General features: G+C 69.5%; 18 protein-coding genes. 2 read left to right on the forward strand and 16 right to left on the reverse strand.

The annotated features are described in order from the left end of the window. Positions 1–33: 33 nt before the first annotated feature. The 16 genes from LHU95_RS19155 to LHU95_RS19230 form a co-directional block, all read right to left on the reverse strand. The gene (locus LHU95_RS19155) at positions 34–498 is read right to left on the reverse strand and encodes a TspO/MBR family protein (protein ID WP_248708552.1); all 465 of its coding nucleotides are present in this window, start codon (positions 496–498) and stop codon (positions 34–36) included. Beyond that, positions 495–1,460: a dihydropteroate synthase gene (folP, locus tag LHU95_RS19160; RefSeq protein ID WP_248708553.1), complete on the reverse strand. Its 966-nt coding sequence runs from the start codon at positions 1,458–1,460 to the stop codon at positions 495–497. Before folP ends, LHU95_RS19155 begins: the two co-directional genes overlap by 4 nt. A gap of 59 nt (positions 1,461–1,519) precedes the next feature. Beyond that, entirely contained in the window at positions 1,520–3,442 is a 1,923-nt protein-coding gene (gene ftsH / locus LHU95_RS19165) for an ATP-dependent zinc metalloprotease FtsH (RefSeq protein ID WP_283094269.1), read from the reverse strand. A gap of 90 nt (positions 3,443–3,532) precedes the next feature. After that, the gene (gene tilS, locus LHU95_RS19170; protein ID WP_248708555.1) at positions 3,533–4,702 is read right to left on the reverse strand and encodes a tRNA lysidine(34) synthetase TilS; all 1,170 of its coding nucleotides are present in this window, start codon (positions 4,700–4,702) and stop codon (positions 3,533–3,535) included. Between the two features lie 80 nt (positions 4,703–4,782). Continuing rightward, complete coding sequence (locus LHU95_RS19175; protein WP_248708556.1) at positions 4,783–5,631, reverse strand: tetratricopeptide repeat protein; 849 nt, start codon at positions 5,629–5,631, stop codon at positions 4,783–4,785. Positions 5,632–5,672: 41 nt separating this feature from the next. Beyond that, positions 5,673–6,143, reverse strand: coding sequence for a peptidoglycan-associated lipoprotein Pal (gene pal / locus LHU95_RS19180; RefSeq protein ID WP_248708557.1), 471 nt, complete (start codon positions 6,141–6,143; stop codon positions 5,673–5,675). 164 nt (positions 6,144–6,307) lie between these two features. Continuing rightward, positions 6,308–7,660 (reverse strand): Tol-Pal system beta propeller repeat protein TolB, encoded by a 1,353-nt coding sequence (gene tolB / locus LHU95_RS19185; protein WP_248708558.1) that lies wholly within the window; start codon positions 7,658–7,660, stop codon positions 6,308–6,310. Between the two features lie 498 nt (positions 7,661–8,158). Continuing rightward, positions 8,159–8,791, reverse strand: coding sequence for a hypothetical protein (locus LHU95_RS19190; RefSeq protein ID WP_248708559.1), 633 nt, complete (start codon positions 8,789–8,791; stop codon positions 8,159–8,161). 359 nt (positions 8,792–9,150) lie between these two features. Then, positions 9,151–9,330, reverse strand: coding sequence for a hypothetical protein (locus LHU95_RS19195; protein ID WP_248708560.1), 180 nt, complete (start codon positions 9,328–9,330; stop codon positions 9,151–9,153). Between the two features lie 40 nt (positions 9,331–9,370). Then, a complete protein-coding gene (gene tolR, locus LHU95_RS19200; RefSeq protein WP_248708561.1) occupies positions 9,371–9,895 on the reverse strand; it encodes a protein TolR in 525 nt (174 codons plus the stop codon). Positions 9,896–9,898: 3 nt separating this feature from the next. Beyond that, complete coding sequence (gene tolQ, locus LHU95_RS19205; RefSeq protein WP_248711590.1) at positions 9,899–10,597, reverse strand: protein TolQ; 699 nt, start codon at positions 10,595–10,597, stop codon at positions 9,899–9,901. A 125-nt stretch (positions 10,598–10,722) separates the two neighbouring features. Continuing rightward, positions 10,723–11,172, reverse strand: coding sequence for a YbgC/FadM family acyl-CoA thioesterase (locus tag LHU95_RS19210; protein ID WP_248708562.1), 450 nt, complete (start codon positions 11,170–11,172; stop codon positions 10,723–10,725). Positions 11,173–11,244: 72 nt separating this feature from the next. Beyond that, the gene (gene ruvB, locus LHU95_RS19215) at positions 11,245–12,309 is read right to left on the reverse strand and encodes a Holliday junction branch migration DNA helicase RuvB (RefSeq protein ID WP_248708563.1); all 1,065 of its coding nucleotides are present in this window, start codon (positions 12,307–12,309) and stop codon (positions 11,245–11,247) included. Between the two features lie 84 nt (positions 12,310–12,393). Further along, complete coding sequence (gene ruvA, locus LHU95_RS19220; RefSeq protein ID WP_248708564.1) at positions 12,394–13,011, reverse strand: Holliday junction branch migration protein RuvA; 618 nt, start codon at positions 13,009–13,011, stop codon at positions 12,394–12,396. 55 nt (positions 13,012–13,066) lie between these two features. Continuing rightward, positions 13,067–13,579, reverse strand: a complete 513-nt coding sequence (gene ruvC / locus LHU95_RS19225; protein ID WP_248708565.1) for a crossover junction endodeoxyribonuclease RuvC — start codon at positions 13,577–13,579, stop codon at positions 13,067–13,069. 1 nt (position 13,580) lies between these two features. Then, complete coding sequence (locus LHU95_RS19230; protein ID WP_248708566.1) at positions 13,581–14,324, reverse strand: YebC/PmpR family DNA-binding transcriptional regulator; 744 nt, start codon at positions 14,322–14,324, stop codon at positions 13,581–13,583. 68 nt (positions 14,325–14,392) lie between these two features. Between LHU95_RS19230 and LHU95_RS19235 the strand changes: the two genes are divergently transcribed. Both LHU95_RS19235 and LHU95_RS19240 read left to right on the forward strand, forming a co-directional pair. Continuing rightward, positions 14,393–15,004, forward strand: a complete 612-nt coding sequence (locus LHU95_RS19235) for an MSMEG_1061 family FMN-dependent PPOX-type flavoprotein (protein WP_248708567.1) — start codon at positions 14,393–14,395, stop codon at positions 15,002–15,004. Positions 15,005–15,079: 75 nt separating this feature from the next. Then, a complete protein-coding gene (locus LHU95_RS19240; RefSeq protein ID WP_248708568.1) occupies positions 15,080–16,045 on the forward strand; it encodes a tripartite tricarboxylate transporter substrate binding protein in 966 nt (321 codons plus the stop codon). The last annotated feature ends 66 nt before the right edge of the window (positions 16,046–16,111 follow it).

Raw genomic sequence — 16,111 nt, forward strand, 5'->3', positions numbered from 1 at the left:
ATCAGGCCGGCAATCAATCAGGCTGGCAACCAATCAGGCAGGGCGGGGACCGTTCAGCTTGAGCATGGTGAAGTTCAGCCAGCCCGCGAAACTGACCCAGGCGAGATAGGGGATCATCAGCGCCATGCCCCAGCCGCTGATGGGGGCAAAGACGATGATGCAGGCCAGGATGGCGACCCAGAGCGCCATCAGGTCATACAGCGCCAGGTCCGGCCGCCGCATCCCGAAGAAAAACGCGGACCAGAGGAAATTCAGCACAAGCTGGATGCCATACAGCACCAGCGCCAGGCCGAAGCCGACCTCCCGCCAGACCAGCCAGCCGCTGATCGCGATCATGATGAACAGCAGGCCCCAGGCCGGGCCGAACAGCCAATTGGGCGGCCGCCACCAGGGTTTCTTCAGCCCCTCATACCACTGGCCGGGCGTGAAGATCGCGCCCGACAACGCCGTGGCGAAACACGCCGCGAAAAATCCCACGAGGGGCAACCAATCACTCATCCAGGAGCCTCCTGGAAACCGGCGGCGAGGGCTTCGGCGCATTTCAGCGCCTGCACCGTCTCCGCCACATCATGCACCCGCAGGATATGGGCCCCTTGGGCCGCCGCCGCCAGGGCCATGGCAAGGCTGCCCGGCATGCGCTGCCCAGCTTCGGCCACGCCTGTGATGCGTCCGATGAAGCCCTTGCGCGAAGCGCCCACCAGAATGGCGCAACCCAGGTTGAACAGCAGCGGCAGGCGCGCGATCAGCGCCAGATTGTCCTCGATGCGCTTGCCGAAGCCGATCCCCGGATCCACGCAGATCCGGCCGCGCGGAATGCCCAAGGCCTCCAGCGTGGCCACGCGCCCTTCCAGGAAGCGCGCCACTTCGAGCGGCGCATCCTGATACTGGATATCCTGCTGCATCGTCCGCGGGTCCAGCGTGCGCATATGCATCAGGATGACCGGGCAGCGCGCCTGGGCGATGACGCGGATGGCATCGCCGTCATGGCGCAGGGCGCTGACGTCATTGATGACCTCGGCCCCGGCATCGAGCGCGGCCTGCATCGTCGCGGCATGCCGCGTATCCACGCTGACCGGCGCCGAAGTTGCCAGCGCGCGGATCACGGGCAGGATGCGCGCCTGCTCCTCCTCGGCGCTCACCGGGGCTGCGTCGGGGCGGGTGCTTTCGCCGCCAATGTCGAGCATGTCGGCACCCGCCTCCAGCATGGCGTGGCCCTGGCGGATGGCCGCGTCACGCGCGGTGCCGTCACCGGAGAAACTATCGGGCGTGCAGTTCACGATGCCCATGACCAGCGGGCGCGCGCGGTGCCGCTCGATCCCGGCGAAGGGCTGGATGGGCCGGGTCAGCCGCTCCAGCGCCGGGTGATCCTCGGGGGGCGGAATGATGGTGCCCGCGGGTTCACGCAGGAGCGAAAACGCGAAAGGCCCGCCCTGCAACGGCAGGGCGAGCCCATCACGCATCGCGGTGAAAGCCGTTGGACCCTGCAACAGGCCCAAAGGCTCCAACCACTCCGAATGCATCACCCCACCGGCTGCGGATTCAGCCCGCCGCCCGTATCCGGCCGCGGGTTGCGGCCCGAGCTCGGCACGCTGCCGCGCCCGGCGGAAGTCGGCTCGTCGGGGCGGTTGCGGATCACCGGCTCGCCCCGCAGCACGGTGCGGATTTCATCGCCCGAGAGGGTTTCGTATTCCAGCAGGCCCTTGGCCAGCAGCTCCAGCTCATGGCGGTTATCCGTCAGGATCTGGGTGGCGCGGGCATAGGCGCGATCAATGATGCCGCGGATTTCGCTGTCAATGATCCGCGCCGTCTCTTCGGAGAGGTTCTTCGACTGCGTGACGGAATGGCCGAGGAACACCTCCTGGCTGTTCTCGCCATAGGCGACCATGCCGATCTTGTCCGACATGCCCCATTCGGTGACCATCATGCGGGCCATGTTGGTGGCCATCTTGATGTCACCCGATGCGCCGTTGGACACTTTGTCCGAGCCGAACACCACCTCTTCCGCGACGCGGCCGCCCATCGCCATGGCGAGTTCGGCCTTCATCTTGGACTTGTGCTTCGAGTAGCGATCCCCCGCCGGCAGGCTCATCACCAGGCCGAGCGCGCGGCCGCGCGGGATGATGGTGGCCTTGTGCACGGGGTCGCACTCTTCCTCATGCATCGCGACCAGGGCATGGCCCGCCTCGTGATAGGCGGTCATGCGCTTTTCGTCGTCGGACATGACGAGGCTGCGGCGCTCCGCACCCATCATCACCTTGTCCTTGGCGGCCTCGAACTCCGCCATGCCGACGGTGCGGCGGCCGGTGCGGGCGGCAAGCAGCGCCGCCTCATTCACGAGGTTCGCGAGATCGGCGCCGGAGAAGCCAGGCGTGCCGCGCGCGATCGTCTTGGGGTCCACATCGGAGGCCAGCGGCACCTTGCGCATGTGCACACGCAGGATCTTCTCGCGCCCGTTCACATCGGGGTTGGGCACCACCACCTGGCGGTCGAAGCGGCCGGGACGCAGCAGTGCCGGGTCCAGCACATCTGGCCGGTTGGTGGCCGCGATGATGATGACGCCTTCGTTGGACTCAAAGCCGTCCATCTCGACCAGCATCTGGTTCAGCGTCTGCTCGCGCTCATCATTCCCACCGCCGAGGCCGGCGCCGCGATGGCGGCCCACCGCGTCGATTTCGTCAATGAAGATCAGGCAGGGCGCGTTCTTCTTGCCCTGCTCGAACATGTCTCGCACGCGGCTGGCACCCACGCCCACGAACATCTCGACGAAGTCGGAGCCGGAGATGGTGAAGAAGGGCACATTCGCCTCACCCGCGATGGAGCGGGCGAGCAGCGTCTTGCCGGTGCCGGGCGGGCCGACCAGCAGAACGCCCTTGGGGATCTTGCCGCCCAGCTTCTGGAACTTCGCGGGGTCCCGCAGGAAGTCCACGATTTCTTCCAGCTCGGCCTTGGCCTCGTCGATGCCGGCGACGTCCTCGAACGTCACGCGGCCATGCTTTTCGGTCAGCAGCTTGGCCTTGGACTTGCCGAAGCCCATGGCGCGGCCGCCGCCGCCCTGCATCTGGCGCATGAAGAAGATCCAGACGCCGATCAGCAGCAGCATCGGGAACCAGGAGATCAGGATCTGAAAGAGCGGATTGACCTCGCTCTCCTCCGGACGGGCAACGACGCGCACGCCCTTGTCGGTCAGTTTGGAGATCATCGCGGGATCTTCGGGCGTGAAGGTCGAGAAGCTGCGGCCATCGGTCAGCTGGCCCGAGACGGTGCGTCCCTGGATCACCACATCGCGGACATGGCCGGCATTCACCTCATTCAGGAAGTCGCTGTAGGCCACCTGCATTTGGGCGCGGCTGCTCGGGCCCGAAGGCTGGAACAGGTTGAACAGCGCCACCAGCAGCAGCGCTACGATCACCCACAAGGCCAGGTTGCGGCCGAAATTGCTCACGTGTCGCATTCCCCTTCGCCGGGCATTGGGCCGGCATTTGGTGAACATGGTGTCAACGCCACCCGAGGTAATGCCCGAAGACCACGAAATTCACCCGGAATGGTGACATTCCGTGACGGTCTCCGTAGCGGCACCACCGAGCGGCGCGAAGTGCAGCGGATAGAAAGCCACTGATTCCATGGCATCGTAGAACAGATGGGGCACCAGGGCCAGCTTTCCATCACCCGCCCGCCGCAGCGCGGGAAGGGCGGCCAGGGCAGCGGCGGGCAAGTGCCGCGCCCGCGCCCGGAACAGGGCGGCTTCCGGCCCCAGCGCGCCCAGCATGAAGCCCGCCGGCGGTGGCGGGCAGCGGAACCGACCATCCCATAGGCCGGCTTGCCAGCCGCCCGTCGCGGCCTCGCGCACCAGCCATCGCCCGCCCTTCAGCCAGCGCGCGCCGCCCAGCGTGCCCGAACCCTGCGCCAACAGCGCCGCCACCGCAGCCTCGGCCGGCGCATGGGCGGCGCCGCCCACCACGCGGATCAGCGCCGCCATCACCTGCCGCGCCGTCGCATCCTGGCCCAGGGCTTCGGGCATGATTTCGGCGCAGCCTTCCGGCAGCAACCGCACCGCCCGGGCCATCCGGGCCGCGGCAGCGGCCGCAAGACGGGCACGCCGGCGGGCGAAGGCGCTGGCATCCAGCCCCATCATGCCGCCCGCCCGCAGCCGGGCACGGGCGAAGCGCGGATTATGGTTAGACGGATCCTCGACCGGGCGCAGCCCCCAGCCCAGGAGGCTCGCAGCCAGCCGCGCCTTGGGAATGCCGAGCATGGGCCGAAGGATCAGCGCCTCGGCCGCCACGCTCAGCGGCGCCATCCCGGCCAGCCCATGGGACCCGCTGCCGCGCAGGGCGCGAAACAGGATGGTTTCCGCCTGATCCTCGGCGTGATGGCCGAGCAGGAGGTGCGGCGCGCCCGCTTCGGCGCAAGCGGCCAGGAGGGCCGTGCGGCGGGCTTCCCGCGCGCGCTCCTGCAGGCGCGGCCCGGCGGGCAGGCCGAGGCGCAGGACGCGGCTCGCGATCCCGCGCTGTTGCAGCCCTTCCGACAGCGCGTGCGCTTCCGCACCGGAATCCGGCCGGAGCCCATGCTCGACAATCAGGGCCAGGATCGCGCCCCCGCGCATCCGCGCCCATCGGTCGGTCAACCGCGTCAGCGCGAGGCTGTCCGCCCCCCCCGAACAGCCCACTGCGACCAGCGGCCCGAAGGGCCCCAGCGGCGCCATCAGCCCAGCGAATTCATCCTCGGAGATGCAAGAACCTGAGGTTCTTGCCGGGGTCGAGGGGCAGCGCCCCTCGTCTTTCCTTACCGGCACTGCCCCCGCTGCCGCGCCGCATTGGCGCGCTCGGCCGTGGCGCCGGAGAGATTGGGGAACTGGCTGCGCAGGTCGTTCAGCGTGTCACAGGCTTCGCGGCGATTGCCGAGGCCCTGGAATGCCGTGGCCAGGCCGATCAGCGCATCCGGCGCGCGCGGCCCGGTGCGGCCGCGCGTATAGGCCTCGTTGAAGGCGATGGCGGCATTGCCGAAATCCCGCTTGCCGTTCAGCGCCTCGCCCAGAAGCATCTGGCCGGCCACCACGGGCGCGCCGGAGCGGACGGCCAGCGCCTCACGCGCGGCGGCTTCGGCGGCGGCATAGTCGCGGCGGCCGAGTGCGGCCTGGCCCTCGGCCAAGGCGCGATCCGGCGTGCGGGGTGCGGCGGCACCCGTGCTGGTCGTGGGCGGACCGGCCGGGCGGGCCGGGGCGGCGGCGGCGCCACCAGACCCGCCACCACCACCACCTTGGCCAAGCCTGAACTCCATGTCGCCGCGCAGCTTTTCGATATCCTCGGCCAGCCGGCGATTCTGATTTTCCAGCACATCCACGCGGCCGCGCTGGCGGCGGACTTCCTCCTCCAGCACATTCACGCGGTCGAGCAGCTGGCCGACCAATTCCCCGCCCCCGGCAGGTGCGCGGCTGGAGGATGGCGGCGGCAGGCTGCCGCCACGGCTGCGCAGCTGCTCCATCTCCTGCCGCAATTGCAGGATCTGGTTTTGCAGCGCGATGCCCTCGCGGCTGTCCATCTGCGCGGCGGCCGGCAGCGCAAGCAGGAGCAGCCCCGCCACCGCCATGCAGCGGCGGAGGCCGCCAGCCGGATCAATCCGAAAACGCGCCATGCCCAGGCCCCCCGCCCAACCGCGCCGTGATTCCGTCCAGCCTAGCGGACGACGGTCACGGCACGGCGGTTGCGCGCCCAGGATTCTTCGTTCGAGCCCAGCGCATCCGGGCGATCCTTGCCGTAGCTGATGGTCTGGATGCGGGTGCCGGCCACGCCGCCGGCCACCAGAACGTCCCGCGCGGAATTGGCGCGGCGCTGGGCGAGGGCGAGGTTGTATTCGCGCGTGCCGCGCTCATCCGCATGGCCTTCCACAGTGACCTGGACCTGCGGGAACTGGCCCATCCAGCGGGACTGACGCTCCAGCACCGGGCGCTGATCGGCGCGGATGCTGCTGCGATCCGTATCGAACAAGACGCGATCCCCGATATTGGCGACGAGGTCTTCCTGGCTGCCGGGGCGGATGCCCGAACCAGCGCCCGCCGTGCTGGCAGTGGGCTCAGGGTCCGAAGAGCACGCAATGAGCAGGCCCGCGGCCGCGAAGGCGACGAGAAGGGGGTTGGTGGCGGCCATGGTGATCTCCTTGCTGGCTCTCAGGCTCCGCCAGGCAGCCGCTTGCGCGGTTGCATCCTGGGCGAGGCTTTCCCGTAGCCGCGCCGCATGGCGCAATCAAGGCGAAAGCTGCGCGCCAGTCGCATTGCGACTATTCGTGACATGCCGCAACGGGGCAGCGCGCCTCAACTGATCAACGGCGACCAGCTGGGGTCGGTTGCATCCGTGGGCGTCACGATCTGGCGCTCATTGAAGCCGGCGATGTCGATCGAGGAGAGCCGCGCCGAATAGCCCGCGCCGCGCTGATCGCGTGAGGCCGTCTCGCGGTAGAACATCAGAACCCGGCCATTGGGCGCGAAGGTCGGCCCCTCCATGCTCCATCCCTCGGAGAGAATCCGCTCGCCCGAGCCATCGGGGCGCATCACGCCGATCGCGAATTGGCCGCGCGCGATGCGGGTGAAGGCGATGAGATCGCCGCGCGGCGACCAGACCGGCGTCGCGTAGCGGCCATTGCCGAAGGAAATCCGCCGCGCACCGCCGCCGCCGGCATCCATCACATAGAGCTGCTGATCCCCGCCGCGATCCGAGTTGAAGACGATCTGCGTGCCATCCGGCGAAAAGCAGGGCGAAACATCGAGGCCGGGCGAATTGGTCAATTGCCGCTCCCGCCGCGAGCCCAGATCCACCACGAAGATATTGGCATCGCCACCGCGAATGGCGGAGAGCACCACGCTGCGCCCATCGGGCGAGAAGCGCGGGCTGAGCGTCATGCCGCCGAAATTGCCCAGGACCTCCTGCCGGCCGCTTTCCAGGCTGGTGAGATACACGCGGGGCTCGTTGCGCTGGTACGACATGAAGGCGATCTGCGTGGCATTGGGGTGCCAGCGCGGCGTCAGCGCCTGGAACTGGCCATCGGTGAGGAAGCGGTTGTTCTCGCCATCCTGGTCCATGACCGCGAGGCGCCTGGTGCGGCGGTCCCGTGGGCCGCTTTCGGCGATATAGGCGATGCGGGTGTTGAAATAGCCGCTTTCGCCCAGCATGCGCTTGTAGATGTCATCCGAGATGATGTGCGCGATCTGCCGCCAGTTGCTGGCCGTCGCGTTGTAGGCGGTGCCCAGCGCCTGCTGCTCGGGCAGGATATCCCACAGGCGGAATTCCACCCGCAGCCTGTCCCCACTCGCATCCACGCGGCCGGTGACGAGCGCCGCGGCGCCAATCACGCGCCAGTCCTGGAAGCGCGGCGTGGCGGCCGCGGCCTCGGCCGACTGGATGAAGGCCGCGCGCTCGACCGGGCGGAACAGGCCGGAGCTGCGCAGGTTGTTGGTGATCACCTGCGCGATCTGCTGGCCGAGGCGCGCGCCATCGCTGCCGGTGCCGGCCATGTTGGGGATGGCGATGGGAATGGGCTCGGTGCGGGCGCGGGTGATGTCCACGATGGTGGGCTGGCCGCTTTGCCCGGAGGCCGGCCAGGGCGTCGCCCAGATGCCGGGCGCGACCAGGCCGGCGGCGAGGAAGGAACGACGATTGATCGTGGTCATGCGAGGCTTACTCCGAACTTAACCCGCTTTTGCCTGATTTTTGGGAAAAGGTGAATCACCCCTTGCGCGGCTGGCCACCAAGCCGCCCCGGCTTCATCACCGGCCCGGCCGATCGCCCGGATCGGGATTTGGCGATTGCGGGGAATTTCCAGCCCGCGGCGGTCTTTGCCCGGGTGAGGGCGCGGTTTGAACCTGGCCGGCCCTGATGTCCACGCTGCCCTGCCCCGCCAGGACGCAGGCGCCGACGCGTTGGGCCGGCAGCGCCCTCAAGGTCGCGGGCAAGCGCGGCGACTGGTTGCCGGACCTCACGCATCTCACGCCGCGTCGCGCTGGCGAACCGCGCCCGTCCTAATCTGTGCGCCCGCCGCCGAGACCGCGCTGGGCAGCCGGAACCAGCGCAAGACCCGCAGCATCCGTGGGCTGAGCGGCGCGGGACGCTGAGGTACTTGTTTCCCTGTTCCGGCGCACCGGAACAGGGTCAGATCGGGCGGGGCTCGCTCAGCGCAGCCCCAATTCCCGCGGATTGAACCGGAACACCGTGTTCCGCAGCGCCTCCAGCCGCTCCCGCGGGAGCGGCAGCGGGTTGCAGCGCGGATCGAGCAGGGCGCGGCGCGCCGCCTCGAACACCATGCGGGCGCGCGGTTCGGTCGGGATCGCGCCATTGGGTCGCACCACGCGCACGACGCCGGCCGCATCCACATCCACCCGCAATTCCACGATGATGTTCTGGATGTTGGGCGCCCCCGCATCCACGGCCCAGCATTCGCCGATCTTGTCAGCGAGGCCGGCGCGTTCGGCCGCCGTCAGGTTGGCGGCCCCCTGTGGCGCGCCGCCGCCCTGCTGCGGGGCGCCGGGGGCCGGGTTGGCGCGGGCCGTGGGCGGTTGTTGCTGCTGCTGTTGCTGGCGCAACCGCTCCAGCGTGTTCAGCACGGATTGGCTGCGCTCCTCGGGGCGCTGGACGGGGGGCGTCTGGCCGGTGCCGGGCGTCCGCGCAGGCTCGGGCGGCGGCGGCATGGGCGGCGGGGGCAGCGGCAGGGGCGGGGTGGGGCGCGGCGGGGTGGGTGGAGGGGGGGTCGGGCTTGGCGGCGTGGGCGCCTGGGCCTGCTGCTGCGGGCGCGGCGGCACCGGCACGGGTGAGGGGGGTTCCGGCGGCGGAGTCGCGGGGGGGGCGCGCCACCTGGCTCGGCGGTGTCGGCGTGGCCGCGGGCGCGGGCGGCGGCGGAGGCGGCGGGGGCGGTGGCGCCACGGGGGCGTTGCGCGGCGGCTCGGGCGGCGTCGGCGTCGGGGTTGGCGGCGCGGGCACGGGTGTCGGCGGGGCCGGGCGCGGCGCCGGCGTATCGCCCTGGGCCTGCTGCGCCGGGGCGAATTCGACCGAGAAGGATTGCTCCGCCGGCTCGGGCAGGCGCTTGGGCGCCAGCTCGAACAGGATCAGCACCAGCGCGAGAAGATGCGCGCCGAAGGAAATCCCGACCCAGAGGTGGAAGCGCCGCTCACTCACCGCCCGCGCCCGATCCGCGGAGGAAGCTTGCGACCGGCGCGGTGAAGAGGTCGCCCAGCGCCACGCCCGATCCGCGGAGGGAGCTTGCGACCGGCGCGGTGAAGAGGTCGCCCAGCGTCCAGCACGATCCGCGCAGGGGGCTGGCGGGCGATGCGGTGAAGCGGCCGCTCATCAAGGCCATGCGCCGCGAACGAAGCGTTTCGGATCATGGCCTAGCGCGGGGCCTGGCCTCGCGCCGGGGGGTTCGCGGGGGTGGTGCCGGGCCGGGCAGCGGGCGCGGGGGGGCGCGCGGTGGGGTTCGCCTGTTCGGCCAGGAGCGCCACGCGGGTGAAGCCGCCGGCGCTGATCGTGCCCATGACTTCCATCACGCGGCCGTAGCTGATGGCGCGGTCGCCGCGCACGAAGATGCGCCGCTCCGGCGCTCCGGGAGCGGCGGCGGGCTGGTTGCGGGCGATGGCCTGGAGCTGCGCCACCAGATTTTCCATCTGCACCTCCGTCTCCTGCAGGAAGATCCGGCCCTGCGGGTCCACGCTGATGGTCAGCGGCTCCTGCTCCTGGTTGAGCGGCTGGGCCGTGGTGCGGGGCAGGTCCACCGGGACGCCCGTGGTCATCATGGGTGCCGCCACCATGAAGATGATCAGCAGCACCAGCATGACATCCACGAAGGGCGTGACGTTGATCTCGGCCATCGGGCGATAGCGCGCGCCGGAGCCGCGCTTCATCAGGGGACCGGCCATGGCTTATTCCGCCCCGGGATTCATGGCGGCGGCACGCGGGGCATTGGCCGCCGCTTCCGTCTGCCGCGCCAGAATGGCCCCGAATTCCGAGGCGAAGCCCTCAAGCCGCCCCGCGAATTTGCCGAGCTTGGAGGCCAGCATGTTGTAGATCAGCACCGCCGGAATGGCCGCCACCAGGCCGATGGCCGTGGCAAACAGCGCCTCCGCGATGCCGGGGGCGACGACCGCGAGGCTGGTATTCTGCATGCCGGCAATGGCGGCGAAGCTGTTCATGATGCCCCAGACCGTCCCGAACAGCCCGACGAAAGGTGCGGCCGAACCCGTGGAGGCCAGGAAGGTCATGCGCTTTTCCAGCCGCTCCATCTCACGCTGGATGGTCACGGCCATGGCGCGCTCCACCCGCTCACGCGTGCCGGCGACCATCATCGCACCCGTGCCGGCCGCCGTGCTGGCGTGCCATTCGCGCATGCCGACCACGAAGACCGAGGCCATGGGATGCGCTGGATTGTCGCCCTGGGCGCGATACAAATCATCCAGGCTGCCGCCGCGCCAGAAGCGATCCTCGAAGTCATCCGCCTCGCGCTTGGCACGGCCGAGCGCGGTGAATTTCTCGAATGCGATGGCCCAGACGTAAACGCTGGCCAGCAGCAGCGCGATCATCACGCCCTTCACCACCCAGTCGGCCTGCAGGAACAGGCCCATCAGCGAAAGATCATGCGCGGGTGCCGCAAGCGGCGCCGAACTCACACCCTGGGCGAGCGCCTCGGGCGCGATGGCAAGCCCGAACGCCAAAAGCGGAAGGGCAAGCACGAGAGCGATGAAGTACTTCAAGGGGCCATGCCTCCGGGTGTCAGCGAAGCTTCGGTTTCGATCCGGGCGCGCAGCGCGCCCAGCCAGGGTTCGGGCAACCGCCTCGGGGCCAGGCTCGCCGCATCCACGCAAGCGAGCGTCACATCGAGTACGGCCAGTTTCTCCTCCCCCCGAAAGACCTCCTGCACCAGCAGCAGGCTTGCGGATGCACGGCGGATCCGGGTGGCAACCACCACCTCGTCATCGAGTCGCGCGGGCCGTGCATACTCCACGGTGGCGCGTCGCACCACCAGGAAGCAACCATGCAGCCGCTGCATATCGGAATGCGGCAGGCCCATGTCCCGCAGCGCCTCGGTCCGGGCGCGCTCGGCCCAGCGCAGGTAGTTGGCGTGATAGACGACCCCGCCCGCATCGGTATCCTCGAAATAGACGCGGATGCGGTGGTGATGCGCGTAACTCTTTGTCATGCTTTGGCCCACTGATTCAGCCCTCCGGCGCATAGGCGCCTCCGGCCATCGGAGGGAGACGGGCCCACCGATTCAGCCCTCCGGCGCATAGGCGCCGCCGGCCGTTGGTGCGGATGGGTCCAGCAGGTCGGGCTGGATGGTGCTGCCCGCGGGCGGCGCCATGCCCAGATGCCGCCAGCCGGGTTCGCCCAGCATGCGGCCGCGCGGCGTGCGCAGGACCAGCCCCTCCTGGATCAGGAAGGGCTCCACCACATCCTCCAGCGTGTCCCGGCTTTCGGAAAGGGCGGCGGCCAGGGTTTCCACGCCGACCGGGCCGCCATTGTGATGCTCGGCGATGCGGCGCAGGTAGCGGCGGTCCATCGCATCCAGGCCCTTGGCGTCCACCTCCAGCCGCTCCAGCGCCAGATTGGCCATGGCGCGATCCGCGACACGCCCCTCCACCACGGCGAAATCCCGCACGCGCCGCAGCAGCCGCCCGGCGATGCGCGGCGTGCCGCGCGAGCGATTGGCGATCTCGGCCGCCCCCTCCTCGGAGAGCGCGAAGGCCAGCTTTTCCGCCCCGCGCCGGACGATGCGAAACAGCTCCTCCGGGGTGTAGAGATTCAGCCGCAGCGGAATGCCGAACCGGTCCCGCAGCGGCGTGGAGAGCAGGCCGGAGCGCGTGGTGGCCCCCACCAGCGTGAAGGGCGGCAGGTCAATGCGTACCGTGCGCGCCGCCGGCCCCTCGCCAATGATCAGATCAAGCTGGAAATCCTCCATCGCGGGATACAGCGTTTCCTCGATGGCAGGCTGCAGCCGGTGGATTTCATCCACAAACAGCACGTCGCGCGGCTGCAGATTGGTCAGGATCGCCGCCAGGTCGCCGGCGCGCTGCAGCACAGGCCCCGATGTGGCACGGAACCCCACCCCCATCTCCCGCGCCACGATCTGCGCGAGCGTGGTTTTCCCCAGGCCCGGCGGGCCATGCAGCAGCACATGGTCCAGCGCCTCGCCCCGCGCGGAGGCCGCCTGGATGAAGATGGAGAGATTCTCGCGCAGCAGCTTCTGGCCGGTGAAATCCGCCAGCAATTGCGGGCGGAGCGACACCTCGGCGGAGTCCTCCTCCTGGCGCTCGCGGCCTGTGAGGCGATCAGACATGGGGGGCTGCCGCCTGGACAGGCGTCAAGGCAAGGGGCGCTGCCCCTTGAACCCCGGCAAAGGACGCGTCCTTTGCAATCCCATTCATCGGGCAGACTCGCGCAAAGCCAGGGTGATCAGGCTGTTCAGGTCGAAGCCCTCGGGCAGCTGCGCCTTGGCGCGGGCCACGGCGCGCTCGGCCTCGGGGCGCTTCAGGCCCAGGTTCAGCAAGGCGCTCACGGCATCCGCCTCCGGGCTGTCGGGCGCCACGGGGGCCAGCATCACGCCGCCGCCATCCTCCTCCGGCGTGGCACGGCCCACGGCCCATTTCTGCATCGCCGGCTCGTCAATCACGCGATTGGCCGTGGCCGCGCCCAGCCCCTTCACTTCGGAGAGCTTCTTGCGCTCCTTCGCCGCGATGGCCCGCGCCAATTGCTCGGGCGAGAGGCCGGACAACACCAGCAGCGCCTTTTGCGGCCCCACGGTCTTCACCTCGATCAGGGCGCGAAATGCCTCGCGCTCGGCCGCGTCAAGAAAGCCGTAGAGCGTGATCGCATCCTGGCTGACCCGGGTTTCCACCAGCAGCTTCTGGACGCCGTCCTTCGCCGTCATCCGGTCCAGCGTCTTGCGCGAGCAGGATACGAGGTATCCGACACCGTTAACATCCAGCACGCAGGCGCCATCGGCCACGCTCTCCACCCGGCCCGTCAGCATGCCGATCATGCCGGCCTCCACTGGCCGCGGGCGCGCCGGCGCCGAAGAGTTGAAGCGATGGCCGTCATGCCTGGGCCAACCGTGCCAGGAGGTTGCGCGTGCCGCGGTGATGCGCGTGGCAGATCGCGATCGCCAGGGCATCCGCCGCATCGGCGCGCTTGAGCACCGCGCCGGGCAGCAGGCGCTTGACCATGTCCTGCACCTGGATCTTGTCGGCATGGCCGGTGCCCACCACGGCGCGCTTCACCTCCATCGCCTGGTATTCAGCGACGGGAAGCCCGGCCAGCGCCGGCGCCAGCAGCGCCACGCCGCGCGCCTGGCCCAGCTTCAGCGCGGCGGCTGGATTCTTGTTCACGTAGGTGTGCTCCACCGCCGCTTCATCGGGCTGCCATTCGCCTATGAGGTGCGAGAGGCCGTTATGGATCTGCACCAGCCGCGCCGCCAGTTCCTCGCCCGCCAGGGTGCTGATGGCGCCCGCGGCGATATAGCGCAGATGCGAACCCGCACTCTCGATCAGCCCCCAGCCCGTATGGGTCAGGCCGGGATCAATCCCGAGGATGCGAATGGCGCGCTGCAAGCTAGCCTGAAAGCTTCGCCAGGACGGCGTCGCTCACCTCGAAATTGGCATAGACGTGCTGAACGTCGTCGTGATCATCCAGCGCGTCCACGAATTTCAACACCCCCGCGGCGGCTTCCTCATCAAGGTCCACGGTCAGGTTGGGCTTCCATTCCAGCCGTGCCGCCTGCGCATCGCCGAAGCGGGCCTCCAGCGCGTCCCGCACGGCATTGAGGTCTTCCGGCAGGGTCAGCACCTCATGGCCTTCGGCGGTGCTGCTCACATCCTGCGCCCCGGCCTCGATCGCGGCTTCCAGCATGGTATCGGCGTCTGCCACGCTGGCGGCGAAGCGCAGCGCGCCCACGCGGTCGAACTGGAAGGCCACCGTCTCGCCCATCGCGCCGCCGGCCTTGCTGAACAGGGAGCGCAGGTCACTCGCCGTGCGGTTGCGGTTGTCGGTCAGCGCCTCGACAATCACGGCCACACCGGCGGGGCCGCGCCCCTCATAGCGGATTTCGGCATAATCCTCGCCCGAGCCGGCGCCCGTGGCCTTCTTGATGGCGCGGTCCACCACATCCTTGGTCATGTTCGCCAATCGCGCGGCGACCAGCGCGGCCCGCAGCCGCGGGTTGTGGTTCGGGTCCGGCAGGCCCTGCTTGGCCGCCACCGTGATTTCGCGGCCGATCTTGGCGAAGGCCCGGGCGCGTTTGGCGTCCTGCCCGCCCTTGCGGTGCATGATGTTCTTGAACTGTGAATGACCAGCCATGGCGACTTCAGAGATTGGTTGAGCTTTTGGATATAGCGCCCGGCGCCAGGTTTCGCCACCATGGGGCCATGAACCCACATGCCGTCACCACCCTCGCCCAGCTCGAATCCCTCTATGACCAGGTCATGGAGGTGGCACGCACCAAATCCACCGACCGGCTGGATGCGCCGACGCGCGCCTTCATCGCCGCCTCCCCCTTCGTGCTGCTGGGCACGCAGGGGGCGCGGGGCAACCACATCACCCCGCGCGGCGATGCGCCGGGCTTTGTGGAAGTGCTGGATGATCACCGCGTCATGCTGCCCGACCGCAAGGGCAATAACCGCCTGGACGGGCTGCGGGACATCATCGAGGACAACCGCGTTTCCCTGCTGTTCCTCGTCCCTGGCGTGAATGAGACGCTGCGCCTGCACGGGCTCGCCACCATCTCGACCGACCCGGAGCTGCGGGCGCGCTGCGTGGCGCAGGGCAAGACGCCGGCCACCGTGCTCATCATCGAAATCCGCGAGATCTTCATGCAATGCGCCAAGGCGCTGATGCGCTCCTCCCTGTGGGCGGGCCAGCCGCGGCCGGCGGAAGTGCCGACGATGGGCCAGCTCGTCTCGGCCCATAAAAAGGGCGCGCTGGACGCCGTGGCCTATGACCTGGCGGCGCCGGAGCGACTGAAGGCCAATCTGTACTAAGATTTCATGGAAATTGTTTGTTCCGCGCCAAGTCACTCGTCTAGCCTGCCGGGGTTTCCCCTGGTGGAGTGACCCATGCCCTGGCTGCCGCGTTTCGCCCTCGTCCTGATCGCGGGGCTGGCCATGGCACCCGCCGCCCGCGCGTGGCCGGACCGGCCCGTTACCATCATCATCCCCTTCGCGCCCGGCAATGCGGCGGATGTGATCACGCGCCTGCTCGCCCCCGTGCTGAGCCAGAATTGGGGCCAGCCGGTGGTGGTGCAGAACGTCCCGGGCGCCAGCGGCGGCATCGGGGTGGAGCGCGTGGTCCGCGCCGCACCCGATGGCCACACCCTCGTGATGTCCGGCGATGCGGCCATCGTGGTCCGCGTCAGCATGACGCCCCCCCTGCCCTATGATCCGCGGCGGGACCTCGCCCCTATCATCCTGGTGGCGCGCACGCCCAACCTCCTGGTGGTTCCGGCCCAGGCCGCGCCGCGCAACGTCGCAGAGCTGGTCGCTGCCGCGCGCGCCGCGCGGGGTGGGTATAATTACGGCCATGCGGGGCCTGGCACCTCGGTCCAGATTGCCTCCGAATTGCTGGTGCAGATGGCCGGGATCGAGCTCACCGGTGTCGGCTACCCGAGCCTGCCGGCCGTGCTGCAGGATGTGATGGCGGGGCGGCTGGACCTCGCTTTCCTGCCCGCTGTGGTGGCGGGGTCGATGGTGGCGGAGGGGCGGCTGCGGGCGCTGGCCCTGTCCTCGCCCGGCCGGCTGGCCTCCCTCCCCGATGTGCCGAGCCTGGCCGAGCAGGGCTATCCGGGCTTTGACGCCAGCGCATGGTTCGGGCTGCTGGCGCCCGCCGCCACGCCTGCGCCGATCCTCACGCGGGTGCATGCCGATGTCACCGCCGCCCTCGCGACCCCCGCGATGCGGGCGCGGCTGGATGGGCTGGGCGCCGTGACGCTGGGCCATACGCCGGAGGAATTCCAAGCGCTCATCGCGTCCGAAATTCCCCGCATGGCGGAGGTGCTGCGCCGGGCGGGGATCACGGGCCAGTAGCCACGCCGCTGGACCTTCCGGCCGATTGGGTCTCACTCTTTCGCCAGAAGCGATCAACGCGGAAGG

The organism is Sediminicoccus sp. KRV36 (genome assembly GCF_023243115.1).
GTDB lineage: Bacteria > Pseudomonadota > Alphaproteobacteria > Acetobacterales > Acetobacteraceae > Roseococcus.

What these genes read in the sequence shown, in the direction of transcription:
- LHU95_RS19235 (WP_248708567.1), top strand. Translation starts at nt 14,393, where the DNA reads ATGAACCCACATGCCGTCACCACCCTCGCCCAGCTCGAATCCCTCTAT.
- pal (WP_248708557.1), bottom strand. Translation starts at nt 6,143, where the DNA reads ATGGCCGCCACCAACCCCCTTCTCGTCGCCTTCGCGGCCGCGGGCCTG.
- LHU95_RS19210 (WP_248708562.1), bottom strand. Translation starts at nt 11,172, where the DNA reads ATGACAAAGAGTTACGCGCATCACCACCGCATCCGCGTCTATTTCGAG.
- LHU95_RS19175 (WP_248708556.1), bottom strand. Translation starts at nt 5,631, where the DNA reads ATGGCGCGTTTTCGGATTGATCCGGCTGGCGGCCTCCGCCGCTGCATG.
- LHU95_RS19155 (WP_248708552.1), bottom strand. Translation starts at nt 498, where the DNA reads ATGAGTGATTGGTTGCCCCTCGTGGGATTTTTCGCGGCGTGTTTCGCC.
- LHU95_RS19240 (WP_248708568.1), top strand. Translation starts at nt 15,080, where the DNA reads ATGCCCTGGCTGCCGCGTTTCGCCCTCGTCCTGATCGCGGGGCTGGCC.
- ruvA (WP_248708564.1), bottom strand. Translation starts at nt 13,011, where the DNA reads ATGATCGGCATGCTGACGGGCCGGGTGGAGAGCGTGGCCGATGGCGCC.
- tolQ (WP_248711590.1), bottom strand. Translation starts at nt 10,597, where the DNA reads ATGGGCCTGTTCCTGCAGGCCGACTGGGTGGTGAAGGGCGTGATGATC.
- tilS (WP_248708555.1), bottom strand. Translation starts at nt 4,702, where the DNA reads ATGGCGCCGCTGGGGCCCTTCGGGCCGCTGGTCGCAGTGGGCTGTTCG.
- tolR (WP_248708561.1), bottom strand. Translation starts at nt 9,895, where the DNA reads ATGGCCGGTCCCCTGATGAAGCGCGGCTCCGGCGCGCGCTATCGCCCG.
- tolB (WP_248708558.1), bottom strand. Translation starts at nt 7,660, where the DNA reads ATGACCACGATCAATCGTCGTTCCTTCCTCGCCGCCGGCCTGGTCGCG.
- ruvB (WP_248708563.1), bottom strand. Translation starts at nt 12,309, where the DNA reads ATGTCTGATCGCCTCACAGGCCGCGAGCGCCAGGAGGAGGACTCCGCC.
- folP (WP_248708553.1), bottom strand. Translation starts at nt 1,460, where the DNA reads ATGCGTGATGGGCTCGCCCTGCCGTTGCAGGGCGGGCCTTTCGCGTTT.
- LHU95_RS19195 (WP_248708560.1), bottom strand. Translation starts at nt 9,330, where the DNA reads ATGAGCGGCCGCTTCACCGCATCGCCCGCCAGCCCCCTGCGCGGATCG.
- LHU95_RS19230 (WP_248708566.1), bottom strand. Translation starts at nt 14,324, where the DNA reads ATGGCTGGTCATTCACAGTTCAAGAACATCATGCACCGCAAGGGCGGG.